Below are 22390 nucleotides of genomic sequence, written 5' to 3' on the forward strand. Positions count from 1 at the left end.
TTAAAAGGAAACTGCAATAGCTACTGACAAGTCGCATCGCCTCAATCGCGAGATCACTGCGCCGGAAGTGCGCCTTTCGGGTGTCGATAACGAGCCGCTGGGCATCGTGAGCCTGGCTGAAGCCTTACGTCTTTCCGAAGAGGCTGAAGTCGACCTGGTCGAGATTGCGCCTACTGCGCAACCTCCGGTCTGCCGCCTGATGGACTACGGCAAGTTCAAGTACCAGGAGCAGAAGAAGGCGCACGAGGCCAAGCTCAAGCAGAAGGTCATCCAGGTCAAGGAAGTCAAGTTCCGCCCGGGTACCGATGATGGCGATTACAACATCAAGCTGCGCAACCTCACCAAGTTCCTGGAAGATGGTGACAAGACCAAGATCACGCTGCGCTTCCGCGGCCGTGAAATGGCTCACCAGGAAATCGGCATGCGCATGCTGGAGCGCCTGAAGGCTGACCTGGAACCGTATGGCCAGGTCGAGCAGTTTCCCAAGATGGAAGGTCGCCAGATGATCATGGTGCTGGCGCCCAAGAAAAAGAAATAAATCATTTAGATCATTTGGATCATTTAGATCATTTATATCTTTTCCAGCTTTCCAGGTTGTAGAGTTTCAAGCAGTTAGCCGTATCAGGACGACATCTCCCCGGTGTCGTCCATGCCGCCACAACGCGGCAGCGAAGGCCGACAAAGGATTTGCAGGGCGCAGGCGACTGCGCCAGGCAAAAGCAGCGGGTTCTCCCGCTGTCAAATAAGTGAGAGCAGGCATCCAAGAGCAGCGAGCGTGCTGCCACCTGCAATCATCAAAAAATGGAGCTGTCCGAAAGGACAGAGTTGCTATGCCTAAGATGAAATCGAAGAGCAGCGCGAAGAAGCGTTTTCGCGTCCGCCCGGGCGGTACCGTCAAGCGCGGTCAAGCCTTCAAGCGTCACATCCTGACCAAGAAGACCACCAAGAACAAGCGTCAACTGCGCGGTACCGAGGGCGTCCATGAGACGAACCTCAATTCCGTTCGCGCGATGCTGCCGTTCGCTTAACCTCACCATACACTAAGGAGCTACTATGCCTAGAGTCAAACGTGGGGTAACAGCACGTGCCCGCCACAAGAAAGTCCTCGCACTCGCCAAGGGTTACCGCGGCCGTCGTAAAAACGTCTACCGTATCGCCAAGCAAGCAGTCATGCGCGCTGGTCAATACGCGTACCGTGACCGTCGTAACAAGAAGCGCGTGTTCCGCGCACTGTGGATCGCCCGTATCAACGCCGCTGCGCGTTCGCACGGCGTGACCTACAGCGTGTTCATGAACGGCCTGAAGAAGGCTGCGATCGAACTGGACCGCAAGGTTCTGGCCGATATGGCTGTCACCGACAAGGCTGCTTTCGCTGCCATCGTCAACCAGGTGAAGGCCAACATCGCTGCCGCCTAAATCGACAGCGTGTTGACGCGGTAGCCGGCCGCAACATCCACGACGCAAGTCAGACGAGCAGCCGGCGCTGCAAAATCCTGCGGGGCAGAGGTGTCACACCGATGCCCCGTATGTTTTTGATCCACGGTTTCGTGGATTTTTTTCCTTTTCGACTTCGTCGTCGGATTTTCGATTGGAGCGAGACTTACCGCATGAATCCCCTAGACCAACTCCTGGGCCAACTGGTCACGCAGGCGCAGGCTGATTTCGCCGCCGCGCCCGACGCCGCCGCACTGGAAAACGCCAAGGCCAAGTACCTCGGCAAGACCGGCCAGATCACCGAGCAGATGAAGGGGCTGGGCAAGCTGGCGCCGGAAGAGCGCAAGGTGCAAGGGGCGATCATCAACGTCGCCAAGGAACAGATCGAAACCGCGCTGACCGCACGCCGCGATGCGCTGGCCAATGCCCAGATGCAGGCGCGCCTGAATGCCGAAGCCATCGACGTCACCCTGCCGGGCCGCGGCCGTGGCGTGGGCGGCATCCACCCGGTGATGCGCTCCTGGCAGCGTGTCGAGGAAATCTTCCGCTCCATCGGCTTCGATGTCGCCGACGGTCCCGAGATCGAGACCGACTGGACCAACTTCACTGCATTGAACAGCCCCGAGAACCATCCGGCGCGCTCCATGCAGGACACCTTCTACATCGAAGGCAACGACAGCCAGGGCAAGCCCCTGCTGCTGCGTACCCATACCAGCCCGATGCAAGTGCGCTACGCCCGCATGAACAAGCCTCCTATCAAGGTCATCGCCCCGGGTCGCACCTACCGCGTCGACAGCGACGCCACCCACTCGCCGATGTTCCACCAGGTCGAAGGCCTGTGGATCGCCGAGGACATCAGCTTCGCCGACTTGAAGGGCGTCTACCTCAATTTCGTCAAGGCCTTCTTCGAGACCGACGACCTGCAGGTGCGCTTCCGTCCCTCTTACTTCCCCTTTACCGAACCCTCGGCCGAGATCGACATCGCCTTCGGCAGCGGTCCGCTCAAGGGGCGCTGGCTGGAAGTCTCCGGCGCTGGCCAGGTGCATCCGACCGTGGTGCGCAACATGGGCCTGGACCCCGAGCAGTACATCGGTTTCGCGTTCGGCTCCGGCCTGGAGCGCCTGACCATGCTGCGCTATGGGATCAACGACCTGCGCCTGTTCTACGAAGGCGACCTGCGCTTCCTGAAGCAATTCAATTAATCCGAACGAAGGGCGCTGCGCCACCTCAGCTCGAGTTGGGTCACAGCGCGCCTCTGGCTGATAGCTGAAAGTCTGAATCATGCAATTCTCTGAAAACTGGCTGCGTACCATGGTCAATCCGACCATGACCTCGGATGAACTGTCGCATCTGCTGACCATGTCCGGCCTGGAAGTCGAGGAAGTCGAACCGGTCGCGCCTCCCTTCACCAATGTGGTGGTGGGCGAGGTGCTGGAAGTGGCCAAGCATCCCGATGCGGATCGCCTCAACGTCTGCCGCGTCAACGTGCATACCGGCACCATCCTCAACATCGTCTGCGGCGCACCCAATGTGCGTGCCGGCCTGAAGGTGCCTTGCGCCATGGTCGGCGCCGTGCTGCCGCCGGGCCCCGATGGCAAGCCCTTCGAGATCAAGGTCGGCAAGCTGCGCGGTGTGGAATCGCAGGGCATGCTGTGCTCGGCGCGCGAGCTGAAGCTGTCGGAAGATCATGGCGGCCTGCTGGAGCTGCCCGACGATGCGCCGGTGGGCCAGAATTTCCGTGACTACCTGCAGTTGAATGACCTCAAGTTCACTATCAAGCTCACCCCCAACAAGGCGGATTGCCTGTCGGTGCTGGGCGTGGCGCGTGAAGTCTCGGCCCTGACCGGCACCCCGCTGAAGGCCCCGACCTTCCAGTCGGCCGCCGTCAACCTGGATGAGAAACTGCCGGTGCGCATTTCCGCGCCCGACCTGTGCGGCCGTTTCGCCGGTCGTGTCATCCGTGGCCTCAACGCCAAGGCCGCCACCCCGCAATGGATGAAGCAGCGTCTGGAACGCAGCGGCCAGCGCCCGATCTCGGCGCTGGTGGACATTTCCAACTACGTCATGCTGGAGCTGGGACGTCCCTCCCACGTGTTCGATCTCGACAAGATCCACGGCAGCCTGGATGTGCGCTGGGGTCGCAAGGGCGAGTCCTTGAAGCTCTTGAACGGCAATACCGTGGAAGTCGATGAATGGGTCGGCGTGATCTCGGACGACAAGGAGCTCGAATCCCTGGCCGGCATCATGGGGGGCGACGCTACCGCCGTCTCGCTGGACACCACCAACATCTACCTGGAAGCGGCCTTCTGGTTCCCGCAGGCCATCCAGGGGCGCGCCCGCCGCTACAACTTCTCCACCGATGCCGCCCACCGCTTCGAGCGCGGCGTCGACTTCGCCACCGTGGTCGATCACATCGAACGCATCACCGCGCTGTTGCTGGAAATCTGCGGCACCGCCGAGACCCGTGTGGGTCCGGTGGACGACCAGATCGTCAACCTGCCCAAGCGCGCGCCGGTGCAACTGCGCACCGCCCGTGCGGCCAAGGTCATTGGCGTGGAGATCACCGATGAGATGGTCTCCGACATCTTCAAGCGCCTGGGCCTGTCCTTCGACTACCAGCCGGGCCTGTTCTCGGTGACGCCGCCGTCCTATCGCTTCGACATCGAGATCGAAGAAGACCTGATCGAAGAAGTCGCCCGCGTCTACGGTTTCGAGAACATACCGGCACTGCCGCCGGTGGCCGCCCATGCCATGCGCATCGCGCCCGAGAACACCCGTTCGCTGTTCGCCATCCGTCGCCTGCTGGCCGACCAGGATTACCAGGAAGTGGTCAACTTCAGCTTCGTGGAAAGCGCCTGGGAAGCCGACTTCGCGGGCAATACCGATCCCATCAAGCTGTTGAACCCGATCGCCAGCCAGATGAGCGTGATGCGCTCTTCGCTCATCGCCGGCCTGGTCGCCAACGCACGCTATAACGTCAACCGCAAGGCGGCGCGTATTCGCGTCTTCGAAGTCGGTGCGGTATTCAGCAAGAACGCCGCCGTGGCCGATGGTCCGCTGGCCGTGGCCGGTTTCGACCAGCCCAAGCGCGTGGCGGCCCTGGCCTATGGTCCGGTCGCCGAGGAGCAATGGGGGCAGGCGAGTCGCAACGTCGATTACTTCGATGTGAAGGCCGACCTGGAAGCCTTGTTCGCGCCGCGCACCCTGCGCTTCGTCAAGAGCGAGCATCCGGCCCTGCATCCGGGGCGCACGGCCCAGGTGCTGCTGGGTGAGCAGGTCATCGGCGTGATCGGCGAACTGCATCCCAAGTGGCAGCAGAAGTACGACCTGCCACTGGCGCCGGTGGTCTTCGAAGTCGATGCTGATGCATTGCAGCAGCGCGACCTGCCGACCTATGCCGAGATTTCCAAGTTCCCAGCCGTGAGCCGCGATATCGCCCTGGTGGTCAAGCAGTCCGTGGGGGCGCAGCAGCTCATGGATGTCTTCGCCGCCGAAAAGCAAGCCAATCCGGCCTGCCAGATTTTGCAAGCCCTTGTTTTATTTGATGAATATCAAGGCCGCGGACTGGAGAGTGACGAAAAAAGCCTTGCGTTCCGCTGCACCTTGCAAGATACTCAAAACACCCTTCAGGATGACAAGGTTGACCTTGCGATGAATGCACTGGTGGCCGCTGCGAGCGCCAAGCTCGGCGCCAGACTGCGTGCCTGATGTGATGTCCGCGAGCGAAAATAATTACAGACCGGAATCGGTTGAGGCCCAGTCATTCATCGCCATGAACAACGTGAATTCGAACGAATTTCAATCCGTGCTGGACGCCGACCTGCATCGCGCCGTGCTTGAATCCCAGGCGCGTTCGCAGGCCGACAAGAACCTGCCTACGCTGACCAAGGCCGAGCTGGCCGAACTTTTGTTCGAGCAGGTCGGTCTGAACAAGCGCGAAGCCAAGGACATGGTGGAAACCTTCTTCGACGAGATCCGCAATGCGCTCGAGCGCGGCGAGGCCGTCAAGTTGTCCGGCTTCGGCAATTTCCAGCTGCGCGACAAGCCGCAACGGCCTGGCCGCAATCCCAAGACCGGTGAGGAAATACCGATTACCGCACGGCGCGTGGTCACTTTCCACGCAAGTCAGAAACTGAAGGAAATGGTGGAGCTCTCCAGCGGCAGCCCCGTTGAAATGTCCGTCTAATCTATGAACGATCGTGTCAATAAGCCTGCGGCAATCGTCTTGCCGCCCATTCCGGCCAAGCGTTACTTCACCATTGGCGAGGTCAGCGAGCTCTGTGGCGTCAAGCCGCATGTGCTGCGCTACTGGGAGCAGGAATTCACGCAGTTGAAGCCGGTGAAGCGGCGCGGCAATCGGCGCTACTACCAGCATCATGAAGTGCTGCTGATCCGCCGCATCCGCGAGCTGCTCTACGAGCAGGGTTTCACCATCAGCGGTGCGCGCAACAAGCTCGATGGCAGCAATGAGCCCGAGCAGCCCGAGATTGTGGAGCCGCCTGCCATCAGCCTGGACGAGGAGGGCATCGAGAAGGTGCGCGCCGAACTGCTGGATATCCTGAAGGTGCTGCGCCCGGAGGCGGTGGCCCAGGCCTGAGGCTGTCGTGCTCGCCCTCTGTAGAACCGCTGCTTGCCAGCGGTTTTTTTCTTGGTACAGATGGTGTGCGGCGCCGATGCGCAAAAATCAGAAAATCAGAAAATCTGAAGATCATATAAACGATATAAATAATATAAAAAATACAGGTATTTGCTTCTATGAGTATGACATGGCAACCCATGCAGCCCGCCGACCTCGACGCCGTCATGGCGATAGCAGCGGTGGTGCATGTGGGGTTCTACGAACGGCGCGACGTCTTTGCCGAGCGGCTGGCGCTGTATCCGCAAGGATGCTGGATCGCCCGCGTGGAAGGCGGCGCCGGGCAGGCCGTGGGGTATGCGTTCATGCATCCGGCCCTCCTGGGCCAGCCTCCGGCGCTGGACAGCTTCCTGGAAGCACTGGACCCTCAAGCCAACTGTCTTTACCTGCACGACGTCGCCTTGTTGCCGGCAGCGCGCTCAGCCGGACTGGGTCGCGCACTGATGCAGCAACTGTCGATGCTCATGGAAAAGGATGGTCTGGCGCATGCCGCGCTGGTGGCGGTGCATGGCTCTGCGCCTTACTGGCGCAGCCGTGGATTCGAGGTGCTGGCCGATGCGCCGCCGGCATTGCATGCCAAGTTGCGCAGTTACGATGAACACGCGCTCTACATGATCAAGCCGGCCTGATGGGGCCGCTGCTTATCGCATGACGCCGGAGCCGCAGGGCATCCGGCGTTTTTTTTCATCAGGCCGGACAACTCACAGCGGCTCGCTGCGCGTATAGACACGCTCATGCCCGGACAGCCACAGCGCGATCTGTTGCAGCAGTTGCTGCGTCGGCGCGGGCCGCGCATCCGATCCCGCCAGCATGAAGGCCGCGAAGGCCACCAGCACGAAGCGTCGGCGCAAGACCTCGGCCGGTCCGCGCAGTCCCAGCCAGAACCAGGCCCCGGCCAATGCGCCTAGCGCCAGGCCGGTGATCACTTCCGAGGGGGAGTGGACCTTGATCGCCAGCCGCGACAGTCCCACCGTCACCGCCAGCAGTACCGCTCCCGATACCGTCACTGCGCGCGCCGTGCCGCTCTTTCCTTCGCTGAGCAGCAAGCCCAGCCCCAGATAGAAACACATGGCCGAGGCCGAGTGGCCGCTCACGCCGGTGAAGTTGGGTAGCCAGGGCGGCACGATATGCCAGCCCATGAAGAGCAGCTTGCTCACCACCACGATCATCATCGCGCCCCCAAAGGCGCATAGCCAGCGCAGCATCGTGCGCCAGCGCCCATTGGCGGCCAGCCACAAGGCCAGCACAAGCGCACCGGGAACAGTCAGCGCACTGTCGCCGAAAAAGCTCAGGGCATGCCACCACTCTTGGGAAAGAAAACCAAACATCCAGTCTGTCGTCACTTCATCAAGGAAAAGAAAAGGGAGCAGGGCGCTCAACGCCAAGTCCAAGATGAGCTTGATCCCCCGATGCCCGCCAAGTTCATCAAAAACGCAGAAAAACAGCCATGTCGGAGCTTCCGAACCCAAAACTTCCGCTCTTCCTACAAGAGCTATCGGGCTTATCCGATTGACGGAAGTGGGGTGTTTTTGCCTTAGCACACATTGTTTCGTTTGGCAACAAATATTTTTTGATTAAGTGTCAAAAATGATGCATGATGAACTCTGATTTTTTCTGTTGCGACGCAGCAATGCCGACGCCGGAAATCGCCACTGTTATAAAAGATTTATCTAAAAAGAAAGGACATTGGAAAGATGGCTTGGCAGAGACATTCCTGGCTCAATCGTAGACGTAGTGCGCAAGTCCTTGCTGTGCTTGCCTTCATGGCCGCCCAGCAGGCCCGTGCCGACGATGATGGCCAGGTGGTGACGCCGTACGTGCAGTACTCGATCCTCTATGACGACAATTTGCTGCGACTGCGTGATCCGGCGCAGGCGCAGGCCACGCTGGGCACGACGCAAATGTCCGACACCGTGCAGTCCAAGGCAGGCGGCGTGCGCTTTGACCGGATGTTCAGCCGCCAGCATATCCGGCTTGACGCACGGCTGACGCAGAACACCTTTGACAATTTCAGGCAGTTCGACAACGACCAGCGCGACCTCAATGCCTATTGGGGCTGGGTGCTGGGAGAGCATCTTTCGGGTGACATCGGTTATGTGTATTCGCAAGGTCTGACGCCGTTCCAGAACCTGCGCGTGCTGGAGAAGAACATCCGCACCGCGCAGACCCGCTATGCCACGGCAGCCTGGCAATTGCACCCGGACTGGACCGTGCGCGGTCAGTATTCGCGCTTCAGTCTCGGCTACGACCTGCCTTCCTTGCAGAACAACAGCTTTTCGCAGGACATCTACGAAATGGGTCTGGACTACACCGCTCGCAGTGGCAGCATCGCCGGCCTCCAGGTCAGGCATACGCGCGGCAATTATCCGGAACCGGCGCTGGTGAGTGGCGCTCTGATCAACAACTCGTTCAGCCAGGATGAACTCAAGGCGCGCGTTTCCTGGCTCTACAGTGACAAGACCAAGTTGCAGTTCCTCGGCGGCTATGTGCGCCGTGAGCGCGACACGGGTGGCGCGGCCAATTTCAGCGGTCTCAATGCGCGCCTGATCGCCGACTGGGACGCTACCGCCAAGACCGCTTTCACGATGAACCTGTATCGCGAGATCGGTGGCGTGAGCGACATCGACGCCAACTATGCCTTGACCAACGGCCTGAGCCTGTCCACCCGCTGGCGCGCCACCGAGAAGATCCGCGTCGATGCCGGCATCGATTACCAGCGCCGCGACTACAACGGTGCGGCCGTGGTCACGGGTGTCACGCCCTCCGGCCGCAAGGATACCTACAAGAAGTACAGCTTCGGCGTCATCTACGCCCCCCTGCGCTCGCTGTCCCTGATGGCGGCCATCTACCGCGAGGATTCGTCCTCCAACATCAGCGGTTTTGGCTATGTCTCCAACGGTATTGCTTTGACCACGCGCTATGAGTTCTGAGGCCCCCAAAATGAATGAGATCCGTGACACCCTTCCCATGGTGAACGTCAAGCCCAACGTGATCGTCATGGTGTTCAAGCGCCTGCTGGAACCGGCCATGATCGTGGCCTACCTGTGGGTGCTGGTGCGCCTGCACGGGGTGCCGTTCTCGGGGGACTACTGGATGCTGGCCATCATGGCCTTCTTCATCAGTTCCTATTTCTTTACTGAATTCCACGAGCGCCGCCTGCGCCGCAATCCCAAGGGGACGCGTCCGGTGGCGTCGATCTTCGTGGACTGGTTGGCGGTGGTGGCGGTGCTGGGCCTGATCGGCTATGTCTGCGAGTTCTACCAGCAGTTCGCGCCGGGCGTGCTGGCGGCCTGGGTCATCGGCACCCCGGTGGGCCTGTTGGTGTCGCAGTATGCACAGTCGCGCGTCATGCGCGACCTGCATACCAAGGGCGAGGTCAGCAAGGCCATCATCATCGGCGTCAACCCGGCCGCGCTGAAGCTGGCCGAGCGCATGGACAACTATCCGGCGCTGATGATCAAGCTCATGGGCTTCTTCGATGACCGCGAGATCGGCCGCCAGCCGCAGGGCACCTTCACCCCCCTGATGGGCAAGATGTCCGACGTCGCCGCCTACGTGCGCAAGCACAACATCAACATGGTCTACATCAGCATGCCCATCTCGGCCCAGCCGCGCGTGCTGCAGATGATCGACGAGCTGCAGGACACCACTGCTTCGATCTACTTCGTCCCCGACATCTACATCTTCAACCTGATCCAGGCCCGCTTCGACTACGTCGGCGGGATGGCCGTGATGGCCATCTGCGAAACGCCCTTTACGGGCATGAACAATTTCGTCAAGCGCGTCAGCGATATCCTGCTGGCCACCGTCATCCTGCTCATGCTGCTGCCGGTACTGGTGGTCATCGCCATCTGCGTCAAGGCCACCTCGCCGGGGCCGGTGATCTTCAAGCAGCGCCGCTACGGGCTCGATGGCGAAGAGATCGTGGTCTACAAGTTCCGCTCCATGACCGTGCTGGAAGACGGCGCCAATGTGCAGCAGGCCACCAAGGGCGACGCCCGCCTGACCAAGATCGGCGGCTTCCTGCGCAAGTCTTCCCTGGACGAGCTGCCGCAGTTCGTCAACGTCCTGCAGGGACGCATGAGCATCGTCGGCCCGCGTCCGCATGCAGTGGCCCACAACGAGCTCTATCGCAAGCAGATCAAGGGCTACATGCTGCGCCACAAGGTCAAGCCGGGCATCACCGGCTGGGCCCAGGTCAACGGCCTGCGCGGCGAGACCGAGACGCTGGACAAGATGAAGGCCCGCATCGAGTTCGACCTGGAATACCTGCGCCGCTGGTCGCTCACCTTTGATCTCTGGATCATCGTGCAGACCGTGCGCCTGGTGCTCAAGCGGGAAAACGCTTATTGACCTGATCTACCTGGGAACGAAGCACCCAGCCATACCAAGTACCGAGGATACGAAGAAATGAAGACAGAAAAAGGTATCACCCGACCCGCCGCAGGCGCGCTCAAGAGCGGCGCCGCCTTGCTCATGCTGGCCCTGCTGGCAGCCTGCGGCAAGCAGGAGCAGGCCGCTTCCGGGCAGGCCCTGGCCAGCGTGGACGGCAAGGAAATCACCATCCACCAGCTCAACGCCGAACTGGGCAAGGGCGGTGCGCGCGAAGCCAACAAGCAAGTGCTCGATGGCTTGGTGGCGCGCCAGGTGCTGGTCAATGCCGCGCGCAAGGAAAAGCTCGATGCCGACCCGGCCGTGCTGGCCGACATGGAGCGTGCGCGCGACCTGGTGCTGGCGCAAAGCTATGTGCAGCGCAAGCTGGCCAAGCCCACGCGGCCCAGCCAGCAAGAGGTCAGCACCTTCTACGACCAGCATCCGGACTGGTTCGCGCAGCGCCAGCAGTACGAGTTCGCCGAGCTGGTGATCGACCGCGCCAGCGTCAATGAGGAACTCACCAAGATGATGGTGGGCGTGCGCCCGCTGGAAGAGGTGGCGGCCTGGCTGCAGAAGCAGCACATCCCCTTCACCCGTCTGCAGGTCACCAAGACCTCGATGGACCTGCCGCCGCCGATGCTGGCTGGCGTCAAGAAGATGGAAAAAGGCCAGCTCTTCATCGTCAATGAGGGCGATGCCGCCATCCTGGCCGCGCTGGCCGATGTGCGCAACGTGCCGCTTTCGCGCGCGGCCGCCACCCAGCAGATCGAGCAATACCTGGCCAACCAGCGCCAGGGTGAGATCACCGAGCAGGCCGTGGCCCGGCTCAAGGCCGACGCCAAGATCGTCTACTTCGATTCGGCCAAGACCCTGAAGGACAACAGCGTCGCCCCGGTGGCCGACGCCACCAGCCCCGGCAAGGATGCCGCGGCAGGCGCCGCCATCCGCTAGGGCCGCGCCGCCAGAATTTGCAAGACCCCCCAACATCGAATCAGGCCGTACAGGCATAACTCCGGAGTCAAAACAATCATGAGAAAAATTTTGCTAATGCTTGCAGGTTTGCTGGTCGCGGTGCTGGCCTTCTCGGGCAGCGCTCGCGCCGAGGACATCCCCCTGGGGCCAGGTGACGTGATCCGCATCAACGTCTACGGCAGCCAGGACCTGACGCTGGAAACCCGCATCAGCGAGGCCGGCGTCATCAGCTATCCCCTCATCGGCGAGGTCAAGATCGGCGGCATGTCCACCGCCCAGGCTGAGCGCAAGATTGCCGGCATGCTCAAGCAGGGCGGTTACCTGGTCAACCCGCAAGTCAACATCCTGGTCACGGCCCCGGCCAGCCAGATGATCTCGGTGCTGGGCCAGGTCTACAAGCCCGGCCGCTATCCGCTCGATGGTCGCCGCAATGTGGCCGATGTGATCGCGCTGGCCGGCGGCGTCAATCCTGACGGCGGCGACACCATCACCATCGTGCGCACCGAGGACGGCAAGGTCACCCGCACCGCCGTCGATATCTATGCCATCACCCACAACGGCGACACCACCGAACTGCCCACCGTGGGCGCCAATGACGTGGTCTATGTGGAGCGTTACCAGCGCTTCTACATCTACGGCGAAGTGCAGCGTCCCGGCGCCTACAAGCTCGAGCGCGGCACCACCGTGCTGCAGGCCCTGACCCTGGGCGGTGGCCTCACCCCGCGCGGCACCGAGCGCGGGCTCAAGGTCAAGCGGCGCGATGCCAATGGCGAGCTGCAGGAAATCAGCGTCAAGAAGGACGACCTGCTGCTGCCGGACGACATCGTCTACGTCAAGGAAAGCTGGTTCTGACCGGGCGCCGCCAGCGTCCAGCCCAGAGCTTCCCGGTCACGACATTCTTGTCAGGAGTATTCCAATGAACCTATCCCAGTTCCTGCTGATCCTGCGGGCCCATCTCAAGATCATCCTGGCCATCTTCGGCGTCACCGTGGTGGCGGCGCTGGTGGTGAGCCTGGTCTTGCCCAAGACCTACAAGGCCACCTCCTCGGTGGTGCTGAACTACAAGGCCACCGATCCGGTGACTGGCACCATGGTCACGGCCCAGGCGCTGCCGGGCTATATGCCCACGCAGGTGGATATCATCAACAGCCGCAGCACCGCGCTGGCGGTGGTGGATGCGCTCAAGCTGGCGCAAGACCCCGCCGTCAAGGAAAGCTACGCCAACAGCAACAGCCAGCTCGACATCCGCAACTGGCTGGCCGGCATCCTGCTGGGCAACCTCGATGCACAAGCCTCGCGTGACAGCAGTGTGATCGACATCACCTACAAGGGCCGCGACCCGCAGACCGTAGCGACCATGGCCAACGCCTTTGCCGAGGCCTACCAGCAGGTCAGCATGCAGCTCAAGCTGGACCCGACCCGCAAGGCTTCGGCCTACTTCAACGACCAGATCAAGGTCCTGCGCGAGAACTACGAACAGGCCCAGGCCAAGCTGTCCAAGTACCAGCAGGAACACGGCATCACCAACCTGGACAACCGCGTGGACGTGGAAAACAATCGCCTCAATGATCTCTCCACCCAGTTGGTGGCTGCACAAGGTGCGCTGGCCGAAGCGCAATCGCGCCGCCAGGCTGCAGGCAGCGCCCAGAACTCGCCGGACGTCAACGCCAATCCGCTGGTCCAGAATCTGAAGGCCAACCTGGCGGCTTCCGAAGCCCGCTTCGCCCAGGCGGCCAAGCGCCTGGGCACCCAGCACCCGGACTACCTGAACGCCAAGGCCGAAGTCGATGGCCTGCGCGCCCAGTTGAATGCCGCCATTGCCGCCACCTCGGCCAGCGTGGCCACCAACGCCAGCATCCTGCAGAAGCGCGAAGCCGAGATCCGCAGCGAATTCAATGCGCAAAAGCAGAAGGTGCTGGAGCTCAATCGCACCCGCGACGAACTGTCGGTGCTCTCGCGTGATCTCGACAGCGCCCAGCGCGCCTACGAGCTGACCGCCCAGCGCTTCACCCAGACCAACCTGGAAGGCCAGTCCAACCAGTCCGACATTTCCATCCTGGCCAGCGCCATGCCGCCCACGGCGCCGTCCAGCCCGCGCCTGTTCATCAACCTGATCCTGTCCATGTTCGTCGGCCTGGTGCTGGGCGTGATGGCCGCCCTGGGCCTGGAACTGATCAATCGCCGCGTACGTTCCGAAGCGGACCTGGTGGAGGGGATCGGCCTGCCGGTGCTGGGGACCATCTCCCACCCCGCCGCACAGAAGGGCCGCGACCGCCGCCTGGGCTTTGGCCGCGAACCGGGCGCCGCGCCAGTCTGATGGGCTGATGGCCTCAGACTGAACCGCGCCCATCTTCGTACCGGTCAGCCGAGGCTGGCCGGATCGTTACCGCTTCCTATGTAAAGGTCACTCCATGGATACCGTCACTCTCATCCACAGCAAGGAACAAGACAGCTTGCCCAACCGTTCCATCGGCGCGATCCTCATCGACGTCGGCAAGCTCACTCCGGAAAAGGCCGAACGCATCCTGCGCCTGCAGCGCGAGCGCGGCATGCGCTTCGGTGACGCCGCCATCCAGCTGGGCCTCTTGACCCAGGCCGATATCGACCAGGCCCTCTCGCGCCAGTTCGACTATCCCTACCTGATGAAGGGCGAGAGCAAGGTCAGCGAAGCCGTCGTCGCCGCCTACAATCCCTTCAGCGCGCAAGTGGAAACCCTGCGCGCGCTGCGCAGCCAGCTCATGCTGCGCTGGTTCGACGCCGATCTCGGCCACAAGGCCCTGACCATCACCAGCCCGGCGCGCGGGGAAGGGCGCAGCTTCCTGGCGGCCAATCTGGCCGTCGTCTTCTCGCAACTGGGCGAGCGCACCCTGCTGATCGACGCCGACATGCGCCACCCGCGCCAGCACGAGCTGTTCGGGCTGGACAACCGCAATGGCCTGTCCGGCGTGATTGCCGGGCGCGCCACGGCGGCCGAAGCCATCCAGCGCATTCCCGCCCTGATCGACCTGTCGGTCATGCCCACCGGCCCGACCCCGCCCAATCCGCAGGAACTGCTGGGCCGCCAACCCTTCGCGCAACTGTTGCAGGAGCTCGCGCCCAGCTACGACGTCATCCTCATCGACACGCCCGCCGGCGGCGACTGCGCCGATGGTCAGATGGTGGCAGGGCGTACCGGTGCAGCGCTGATGGTGGTGCGCAAGAACGTGAGCCACATGAGCGCCGTGCGCAGCCTCACCGACCGCCTGGCCGATGCCCGCGTGATGGTGGTGGGTAGCGTGCTCAACGAGTTCTGAGCCCGGCGCAGACACGTCCGTCATGAGCCTGGAACAGACCCTCAATCCCCCGCAGGAGCGCAGCCCTGGGCCGCTGTCCTGGCTGCTGGTCGCGCTCGGCCTGGCGGCCATGTACGTGCCCAGCTTCGTGGACCTGCTGCACGGGGTCTGGGGCAGCGAACGCAATGCCCACGGCCCTATCGTGCTGGTGGTGGCCTGCGTCTACCTGGGCGTGCGTATCCGCCAGTTGCGCGATGCGGGCCTGATCGAGCGCCAGCCCGCGCCATTGGCGGGCAGCCTCATGGTGCTGCTGGGCCTGCTGTGCTTTGCCCTGGGCCGGGCGCAGACGGTGCTGTTCATGGAGGCCGGTTCGCTCATTCCCATCCTGGTGGGCATCGTCTTGCTGGTGTATGGCGTGAAGACCTGCCGCCGCCTGTGGTTCGCCTTCTTCTTCATGCTCTTCATGGTGCCGCTGCCGGCCTCGGTGGTGGACGTGCTGACCCAGCCGCTGAAGATAGGCGTGTCCTATGCGGCCCAGCATCTGTTGCAGTGGCTCGATTATCCGGTGGCGCGCAGCGGCGTGATCATCAGCATCGGCCCCTACCAGTTGCTGGTGGCCGACGCTTGCGCGGGCCTGAATTCGCTGTTCACGCTGGAAGCGCTGGGTCTGTTGTACATGAACCTGGTGCGGCATCCCTCGCTGGTGCGCAATACGCTCCTGGCCTTGCTGATCGTACCGATCTCCTTCACCGCCAATACGGTGCGCGTGGTGGTGCTGGCGCTGATCACCTACTACCTCGGGGATGCCGCCGGGCAGGGCTTCCTGCATGGCTTTGCGGGCATGCTGCTGTTCTTCGTGGCGCTCGGCCTGATCATCGGCATGGACAGCCTGTTGCGCTGGATCGCCGTGCAGCTGGCGCGCGGGCGGGGCAGGGCGCTGCCGGCCGCGCCGGTGCGCCGCCAGCCGGCTGCACCGTTGCGGCAGGACGGCCTGTTTGCCCTGCGCCTGCCGGTGGCTGCGGTGCTGGCTGGCGGCATGCTGGTGTCCGTGGGTGCGGCGTATGCGCTGGCGCCGCACCAGGAGAGCGTCGCCAAGACCGCGCCGTTTGCGACCTTCCTGCCGCAGCGCTTCGGCGACTGGCGCATGGTGCCCTCGCCTTATCTGCAGGTGAGCACGGCCTTGCAGGAAGGCACCGGCCGCACCGCCGAGCAGCCCTATGACGACGAGATCGCCCGCACCTACGTCAACAGCCGCGGCCAGCAGGTCATGCTGGCGCTGGCCTACGCCCGCGAGCAGATGCAGGACGTCAAGATCCATCCGCCCGAGGTCTGCTATGTGGCGCAGGGCTTCACGCTCTCCGGGCAACAGCCACTGTCCATGCGTGCTGCCGACGGCAAGACCATCGAAGGGCGGCGCTTCCTGGCCCGCAGCGGCGACCGCATGGAGCCGGTCACTTACTGGACGCGCATTGGCGATGCACTGCCGGTCGGCGGCCTGGATGCACGCCTGACGATCTTCCGCCAGGGCATGCAAGGCCGTATCGCCGACGGCATCCTGGTGCGCGCCTCCAGCCTCATCAGTGATCCATCCGGGCAAGACGCCGCCTTCGCCCTGCAGCAAGGCTTCCTGCAAGACCTCGAAGCCGCGCTGCGCAAGAACAATCCAGGCCTGCTGTTGCCGGCCTGATGCAATCTGAATTTTCTCCTGGCCCCGTGCAGAGGATGCAAGCATGAAACGATATTCCCTCGATCGCAGCCAATGGCTGTTGCTGGCCGCCGCCGTCCTGGTCTCCATCCTGGTCGGCATGGCCTTGCCCGTGGCCATCGCGCTGCTGGGCGACAGCGTCGGCCGCCTGGCGGCGTTGCCGGCGCTGTTCGTGCTCGGCGGGCTGTTCCTGTTCAACCGCAAGCTCTTGCTGCTGCTGATCTTCCTGTTCCGCGCCTCGGGCGACATCGTGCTCGAATCGACCCGGGTGGGGGGCGGCATGGGCCTGGGTGCGGCCATCAATGGCCTGATCATCCTGATCGCCTTCCTCTTCGTGGTGGAAAAGCCCAAGCAGCTGCCGCGCTGGATGGCCGTGCCCTGGCTGGTGCTGCTGGCCGTCGCCTCGGCGGGCGTGCTGATCTCGCCCGATCGCGTGGCCGCCATCAAGATCGTGCTCTCGCTGTGCTCCTACTTCGCCGTCTTCGTCTGCGCCTTCTACGTGGTGCGCACGCCCGAGGATTTCCGCAGCATGGTCAAGCTGATGATCGCTTCTTCCATCGTGCCGGCCCTCTATGGCATTGTCGCCACCGGTCTCTATGGCCGCGGCGGGCTGGCCAACTTCCGCCTGCAGAGTACCTTCGGCCACCCCAACATCCTGGCCTTCTACCTGACGCTGGTGATTTCGCTGGGGCTGTACGTGCTCAAGAGCCCCTTCTTCCGGCTGACCCAGTTCAAGCGCTTTGCGCTGATGGGCTACATGCTGCTGCTGTTCGTGCTCTTGCTGCTGACGCAGACGCGCAGCGCCTGGATCGCCTCCTTCATGCTCATGCTGCTGTATGGCCTGATGTTCGAGCGGCGCTACCTGATCTACCTGGCCATCCTGCCCATGCTGGCCATGCTGGTGCCCAGCGTGCAGGAGCGCGTGATGCAGCTCGACAGCGGCAACACCGTGCAGACCTATGCCAAGCTCAATTCCTTTGCCTGGCGCGTCTACCTGTGGGAGTCGGGCCTGAAGTGGATGTCGCCCTCGCACTACCTGACCGGCTATGGCGTGGAATCCTTCCCGTATTACTCGCAGACCTTCTTCCCGCTGGCCGGCACCACCAAATGGGGCGCGCACAGCGTGTTCGTGCAGTGGTTCTTCGATACCGGTCTCATCGGCATGCTGGCCTACCTGAGCATCTTCTACATGGTGCTGCGCAAGCTGATGAAGCTCTATCGCCTGGACCGCCTGGGCGCGGTCATCCTCATCTGCACCCTGGTCGAATACCTGGTCGTCTCGGCCTCCGACAACCTGCTGTCCTACCTGGCCTTCAACTGGTACTTCTGGCTGTTGCTGGGCATGGGTTGCTCGGTCTACATGAACAGCGAAGCCTGGCAGGAAGAACTGCGCCAGCGCAAGGCGCGTCCCTTGCATCGCGCCGCCATGCCGGGACTGCGCCATCCGGAACCCTCGAACTGAACGCGCATTGCGCACGACACGACATGCCGACAAAAATCGCCTATTTCATCAACCAGTATCCCAAGGTCAGCCACAGCTTCATCCGCCGCGAGATCGCCGCGGTCGAAGCCCAGGGCTTCGAGGTCGTGCGCATCGCGCTGCGCGGCTGGGATGCCGAGATCGTCGATGACGATGACCGCGCCGAACTCGGCCGCACCCGCTATGTGCTGCGCCGGGGCATGGCGGGATTGCTCGCGCCCTTGCTGCGCCAGCTCACGGCCGCGCCCGGACGCTTCCTGGCCGCCCTTGGCCTGGCCCTGAAGATGGCCCGGCGCGGCGAGCGCGGGTTGCCTTATCACCTGGCCTACCTGGCCGAAGCCGCGCAGGTGGCGCAATGGTGCGCCGCTGAAGGGGTGCGCCATATCCATGCCCATTTCGGCACCAACTCGGCCGAGATCGTCATGCTGGCGCAGTGCCTGGGCGGGCCTTCCTACAGTTTCACCGTGCATGGCCCGGAAGAGTTCGACAAGCCCCAGGCCCTGGGCCTGGACGAAAAGATCCGCCGTTCGGCGTTCACGGTGGCCATCACTTCGTTTTGCCAGAGCCAGCTGTACCGCTGGGTGGAGCAGAGCGCCTGGGACAAGGTCGCCATCGTCCATTGCGGCCTGGAGCGCGCCTTCTACGCCGGTGCGCCCACCACACCGCAGATCGCCCTGCGCCTGGTCTGCATCGGTCGCCTGTGCGAGCAGAAGGGCCAGCTCTTGCTGGTGGAGGCAGCGGCGCAACTGATGCGTCGCGGCGTGGCCTTCGAACTGGTGCTGGCCGGCGATGGCGAGATGCGCGCCCAGATCGAAGAGCGCATTGCCCATCACGACCTGCAGCAACACATCCGCATCACCGGCTGGATCAGCAGCGCGCAGGTACGCGAGGAATTGCTGGCTGCACGCGCCATGGTCTTGCCCAGCTTTGCGGAAGGCTTGCCGGTGGTGATCATGGAAGCCATGGCCTTGCGCCGCCCGGTGCTGACCACCTACATCGCCGGTATCCCCGAGCTGGTGATCCATGAAGAAAACGGCTGGCTCTTCCCGGCCGGCGACATCGAACGCCTGACCGACGCCATGCAAGCCTGCCTGCAAGCCACGCCCGAACAACTGGCGGCGATGGGGCAGGCGGCCCAGTTGCGCGCGGTGGAACGGCATTCGGTCAATGTCGAGGCCGCCAAGCTGGCGCGCCTGTTCAACGCCCACCTGGCCCCGCAGCCGCAGGCGCTGGGCCTGGCCGCACCCGCAGGAGGGACCCGATGACGCTGGCCCGCAGCCTCTCTCCCGCCGGCAGCGCCCAGGAGTGGCGCGCCCTGGGCATGGTCCATACCCAGCACAAGGAAATCCCTTCGCTGGATGGCTGGCGCGCGCTGGCCATCGCCATCGTCTTCCTGAGCCACGCCGGCCTGGGCCGCATCGTGCCCGGCGGACTGGGCGTGACCATCTTCTTCTTCCTCAGCGGCTATCTCATCACCACCTTGCTGGTGCGCGAGTTCGACCGCAGCGACAGCGTCAACGTACGCCACTTCTACCTGCGCCGCCTGCTGCGTCTGACGCCGCCCTTGTTGCTGGTGCTGGTGCTGACCTATACGCTCACCTGGCTGGGCATCTTCACTGGCGACGCCTCCTGGTCGGGCTTCCTGGCCCAGTTGTTCTACTTCGCCAACTACTACGTGCTTTTCTTCGACCCTGGCCATACGCTGCCGCAGGGCACCGGGGTGTTCTGGTCGCTGGCGGTGGAAGAGCATTTCTACTTCGTCTTCCCGGCGCTGTTCATCTTCCTGATGCACAAGGCCGACCGCCGCAAGATCCCGCTCTACCTGGGCGGACTCTGCCTGCTGGTGCTGCTGTGGCGCTACGGCCTGGTGTTGCTGGGGGACGCATCGATGGACCGCACCTATTACGCCACCGACACGCGCATCGATTCCATCCTGTTCGGCTGCATCCTGGCCACGCTGAAGCTGCCGCCGGCGGTCTACGCAGCGCTGCACAAGCCGGCCGTGCGCGTGGGCGGCGTGACGCTGGGCGTGCTGCTGTTGTTGCTGTCGCTGGCGGTGCGTGATGAGGTGTTTCGCGAAACCCTGCGCTATAGCGTGCAGGGGCTGGCGCTCATGCCGCTGTTCTTCTACTCGGTGGCGCATCCGCACAGTTTTCCGTTCCGCCTGCTCAATTTGCGCTGGGTGCAGCGCATCGGCATCTATTCATATTCGATCTATCTCTCGCACGAAATCCTGTTGAGCAACGTGGATTGGGTGTCGCACAACGCTGCCGTCAATATCGCCGTGGCCGCCGTGTTCTCGCTGCTGTTCGCCATGGCGGTGGACCGCTGCATCGATGCGCCGCTGCGCATGCTGCGCGCGCGTTTCCGTTGATCCCGATCCGAACCGATAAGGAAGCCTATACGTGTTCTTGACCAAGAAAAATGACGCCGGACCACCGGCACCCCACCCACGCCGCCCGGGGGGGATGGCAGGGGAACATGCGCTCAGCGCGGGCGCAGCGCCGTCCTTGCATCCGGCCTACCGGCCCGACATCGATGGCCTGCGCGCGGTCGCCGTGGGCTCGGTGGTGATCTTCCATGCCTTCCCGGAATGGTTTGCGGGCGGTTTCATCGGCGTGGACATCTTCTTCGTGATCTCGGGTTTCCTGATCTCGCTGATCCTGTTCAAGAACCTGGAACATGGCCGTTTTTCCATCGTCGATTTCTATGTGCGCCGGGTGCGCCGCATCTTCCCGGCCTTGATGACGGTGATGTCGCTGTGCCTGGTGACGGGCTGGTTCGTGCTCTTCGCCGATGAATACAAGCAACTGGGCAAGCACCTCTTCGGCGGCTCCACCTTCATTTCCAATTTCCTGTTCTGGCGCGAGAGCGGCTACTTCGACAATTCTGCCGAGACCAAGCCGTTGCTGCACCTCTGGAGCCTGGCCATCGAGGAACAGTTCTACCTGTTCTGGCCGCTGCTGCTGGCCTTCGTCTGGAAGCGCCGCTGGGGCTTCCTGGGCATTATGGGCGTGATCGGCCTGCTGTCCTTCGGGGTGAATCTCTATTTCATCGGCCATGACCAGAGCGCGGCCTTCTATTCGCCGCTGGCGCGTTTCTGGGAACTGATGATCGGCGGTGCGCTGGCCTATATCAACCTGCACCGGCAAGACCTCACGCGCGGCTACAAGAACCTGCAGGCCTGGCTGGGTGCAGCCTTGCTGGTGGCCGGATTTGCCCTGCTCGATGGTGCGCGCGCCTTCCCGGGCTGGTGGGCGCTGCTGCCGTCGCTGGGCGCCTTCCTGCTGCTCTCGGCGGGACCGGGGGCCTGGTTCAATCGCCGCGTGCTGGCCAGCAAGGGCATGGTGGCGCTGGGCCTGGTGAGCTATCCGCTGTACCTGTGGCATTGGCCGCTGCTGGCCTTTGCCACCATCATCGAGGGCGAGAGCGCGCCAGCCGAATGGCGTGCCGCGGCGGTGCTGGGCGCGCTGCTGCTGTCCTGGCTGACCTATCGCTATATCGAACGTCCGCTGCGCGGTTCCACCCGCAGCCGCACCGTGCTGGTACTGCTGGCCATCAATGTGGCCGTGGGCCTGGGCGGGCTGGCGATCTACCTCAAGGGCGGCTTCGATGAACGCGCCATCAATGGCAAGCTCGATTACCTGACCCAGAGCGATGTCTTCGAAGGCTCGCGCAATTCCGATGGCAGCTGCGCGCGCTTCAATGGCATGGAGGGCGTGGATGAAGAAGTCTGCCTGTCCAACTCGGCCGCGCCGCGCACCTTGTTCGTGGGTGACAGCCACGTGATGGCCTTGCATTCGGCGATCTTCTCGGGCGACGTCAAGATGCCGGCCATGATGGTGGCTGGCCATGCCTGCCGTGTCTATCCCAACCTGCCCTATACGCCGACCCATCTGCTGCGCTGGGCCAACAATTGCACGGCCATCGCCAATGAAGCCATTGCGGTGGCGGGCAAGCTGCCTTCCATCGATACCGTGGTCATCAGTGGCGCCTATCCGCGTGGCGACCTCTCGCAGCCATCCGAATACCAGCAGGACGGGCGCGCGCTGAGCAAGCGTGAGGCTTTCCTGTCGGGCTATGGGGCGCTGATCGAGGCCTTCCGCAAGCAAGGCAAGAAGGTCGTCTTCATGCCCGACGTGCCTTACCTCAAGCTCGATCCACATGCCTGCGTGAACCGCTTCAGCGACGGCCAGGCGCGTGACTGCGCCTATACCGAAGCCGAGCACCAAGCGTTGCGGCGCGACTATGACGCAGCGGTGGCGGCCCTGCAGCGCGCGCATCCGGACGCGGTCTTCTTCGACCCGCAGGGCCTGTTCTGTCCGGATGGCAAATGCCAGGCCAAGCTGGGTGAGGCCTATCTGTACAACGACAACCAGCACATCAGCCTGGCGGCGTCGCGCCTGTTGCTGGCCGAGATGCAGCGGCGCGGCTTGTTGCCGGCGGCGCAGCCGTGAAGTGGCAAGCAGAGCAAAGAAAAGCCCCGCGCTCGTGAGAGGGCGGGGCGCTGAGGCCAG

Annotated in this window: 20 protein-coding genes; 19 read left to right on the forward strand and 1 reads right to left on the reverse strand. The window is 63.1% G+C overall.

What is annotated here, in order from left to right:
• Positions 1-16: 16 nt before the first annotated feature.
• From infC to ACP92_RS09885, 8 genes are all read left to right on the forward strand, one after another.
• Positions 17-538: a translation initiation factor IF-3 gene (gene infC / locus ACP92_RS09850; RefSeq protein WP_081441899.1), complete on the forward strand. Its 522-nt coding sequence runs from the start codon at positions 17-19 to the stop codon at positions 536-538.
• A gap of 292 nt (positions 539-830) precedes the next feature.
• Positions 831-1028, forward strand: a complete 198-nt coding sequence (gene rpmI, locus ACP92_RS09855) for a 50S ribosomal protein L35 (protein WP_006712688.1) — start codon at positions 831-833, stop codon at positions 1026-1028.
• 25 nt (positions 1029-1053) lie between these two features.
• A complete protein-coding gene (rplT, locus tag ACP92_RS09860) occupies positions 1054-1416 on the forward strand; it encodes a 50S ribosomal protein L20 (protein ID WP_006712690.1) in 363 nt (120 codons plus the stop codon).
• Between the two features lie 191 nt (positions 1417-1607).
• Entirely contained in the window at positions 1608-2636 is a 1029-nt protein-coding gene (gene pheS / locus ACP92_RS09865; RefSeq protein WP_041310552.1) for a phenylalanine--tRNA ligase subunit alpha, read from the forward strand.
• A 79-nt stretch (positions 2637-2715) separates the two neighbouring features.
• Entirely contained in the window at positions 2716-5142 is a 2427-nt protein-coding gene (gene pheT / locus ACP92_RS09870) for a phenylalanine--tRNA ligase subunit beta (RefSeq protein WP_013233970.1), read from the forward strand.
• Between the two features lie 64 nt (positions 5143-5206).
• Positions 5207-5620 (forward strand): integration host factor subunit alpha, encoded by a 414-nt coding sequence (locus tag ACP92_RS09875; RefSeq protein WP_026051953.1) that lies wholly within the window; start codon positions 5207-5209, stop codon positions 5618-5620.
• A gap of 3 nt (positions 5621-5623) precedes the next feature.
• Positions 5624-6031 (forward strand): MerR family transcriptional regulator, encoded by a 408-nt coding sequence (locus ACP92_RS09880; protein WP_013233972.1) that lies wholly within the window; start codon positions 5624-5626, stop codon positions 6029-6031.
• Positions 6032-6189: 158 nt separating this feature from the next.
• Entirely contained in the window at positions 6190-6699 is a 510-nt protein-coding gene (locus tag ACP92_RS09885; RefSeq protein ID WP_013233973.1) for a GNAT family N-acetyltransferase, read from the forward strand.
• A gap of 72 nt (positions 6700-6771) precedes the next feature.
• Here the strand turns inward: ACP92_RS09885 and ACP92_RS09890 are convergent, their stop codons facing one another.
• Complete coding sequence (locus tag ACP92_RS09890) at positions 6772-7398, reverse strand: phosphatase PAP2 family protein (protein WP_013233974.1); 627 nt, start codon at positions 7396-7398, stop codon at positions 6772-6774.
• A gap of 423 nt (positions 7399-7821) precedes the next feature.
• On the opposite strand from ACP92_RS09890, the gene epsL reads away from it, so the two are divergent.
• From epsL to ACP92_RS09945, 11 genes are all read left to right on the forward strand, one after another.
• Positions 7822-9000, forward strand: coding sequence for an XrtB/PEP-CTERM-associated polysaccharide biosynthesis outer membrane protein EpsL (gene epsL / locus ACP92_RS09895; RefSeq protein ID WP_231944470.1), 1179 nt, complete (start codon positions 7822-7824; stop codon positions 8998-9000).
• A 10-nt stretch (positions 9001-9010) separates the two neighbouring features.
• Positions 9011-10423, forward strand: a complete 1413-nt coding sequence (locus ACP92_RS09900; RefSeq protein WP_048348530.1) for an undecaprenyl-phosphate glucose phosphotransferase — start codon at positions 9011-9013, stop codon at positions 10421-10423.
• A 57-nt stretch (positions 10424-10480) separates the two neighbouring features.
• The gene (locus ACP92_RS09905) at positions 10481-11395 is read left to right on the forward strand and encodes an EpsD family peptidyl-prolyl cis-trans isomerase (RefSeq protein WP_013233977.1); all 915 of its coding nucleotides are present in this window, start codon (positions 10481-10483) and stop codon (positions 11393-11395) included.
• Between the two features lie 78 nt (positions 11396-11473).
• Positions 11474-12268 carry a polysaccharide export protein EpsE gene (gene epsE / locus ACP92_RS09910; protein WP_013233978.1) on the forward strand — a complete coding sequence of 265 codons (795 nt, stop codon included), beginning with the start codon at positions 11474-11476 and terminating at the stop codon, positions 12266-12268.
• 64 nt (positions 12269-12332) lie between these two features.
• Entirely contained in the window at positions 12333-13733 is a 1401-nt protein-coding gene (epsF, locus tag ACP92_RS09915; protein WP_013233979.1) for a chain length determinant protein EpsF, read from the forward strand.
• A 94-nt stretch (positions 13734-13827) separates the two neighbouring features.
• Positions 13828-14709: a chain length determinant protein tyrosine kinase EpsG gene (gene epsG / locus ACP92_RS09920; RefSeq protein WP_013233980.1), complete on the forward strand. Its 882-nt coding sequence runs from the start codon at positions 13828-13830 to the stop codon at positions 14707-14709.
• A 22-nt stretch (positions 14710-14731) separates the two neighbouring features.
• The gene (xrtB, locus tag ACP92_RS09925) at positions 14732-16375 is read left to right on the forward strand and encodes an exosortase B (RefSeq protein WP_013233981.1); all 1644 of its coding nucleotides are present in this window, start codon (positions 14732-14734) and stop codon (positions 16373-16375) included.
• Positions 16376-16418: 43 nt separating this feature from the next.
• Positions 16419-17855: an O-antigen ligase family protein gene (locus tag ACP92_RS09930; protein ID WP_013233982.1), complete on the forward strand. Its 1437-nt coding sequence runs from the start codon at positions 16419-16421 to the stop codon at positions 17853-17855.
• A 23-nt stretch (positions 17856-17878) separates the two neighbouring features.
• Positions 17879-19138, forward strand: coding sequence for a glycosyltransferase family 4 protein (locus tag ACP92_RS09935; protein WP_013233983.1), 1260 nt, complete (start codon positions 17879-17881; stop codon positions 19136-19138).
• Positions 19135-20247, forward strand: coding sequence for an acyltransferase family protein (locus ACP92_RS09940; protein WP_232284924.1), 1113 nt, complete (start codon positions 19135-19137; stop codon positions 20245-20247). The genes ACP92_RS09935 and ACP92_RS09940 overlap by 4 nt, the downstream gene beginning before the upstream one ends.
• Before the next feature lie 94 nt (positions 20248-20341).
• Positions 20342-22330, forward strand: a complete 1989-nt coding sequence (locus ACP92_RS09945; protein ID WP_013233985.1) for an acyltransferase family protein — start codon at positions 20342-20344, stop codon at positions 22328-22330.
• Positions 22331-22390 lie beyond the last annotated feature (60 nt).

The sequence above is a fragment of the Herbaspirillum seropedicae genome (genome assembly GCF_001040945.1).
Taxonomy (GTDB): domain Bacteria; phylum Pseudomonadota; class Gammaproteobacteria; order Burkholderiales; family Burkholderiaceae_D; genus Herbaspirillum; species Herbaspirillum seropedicae.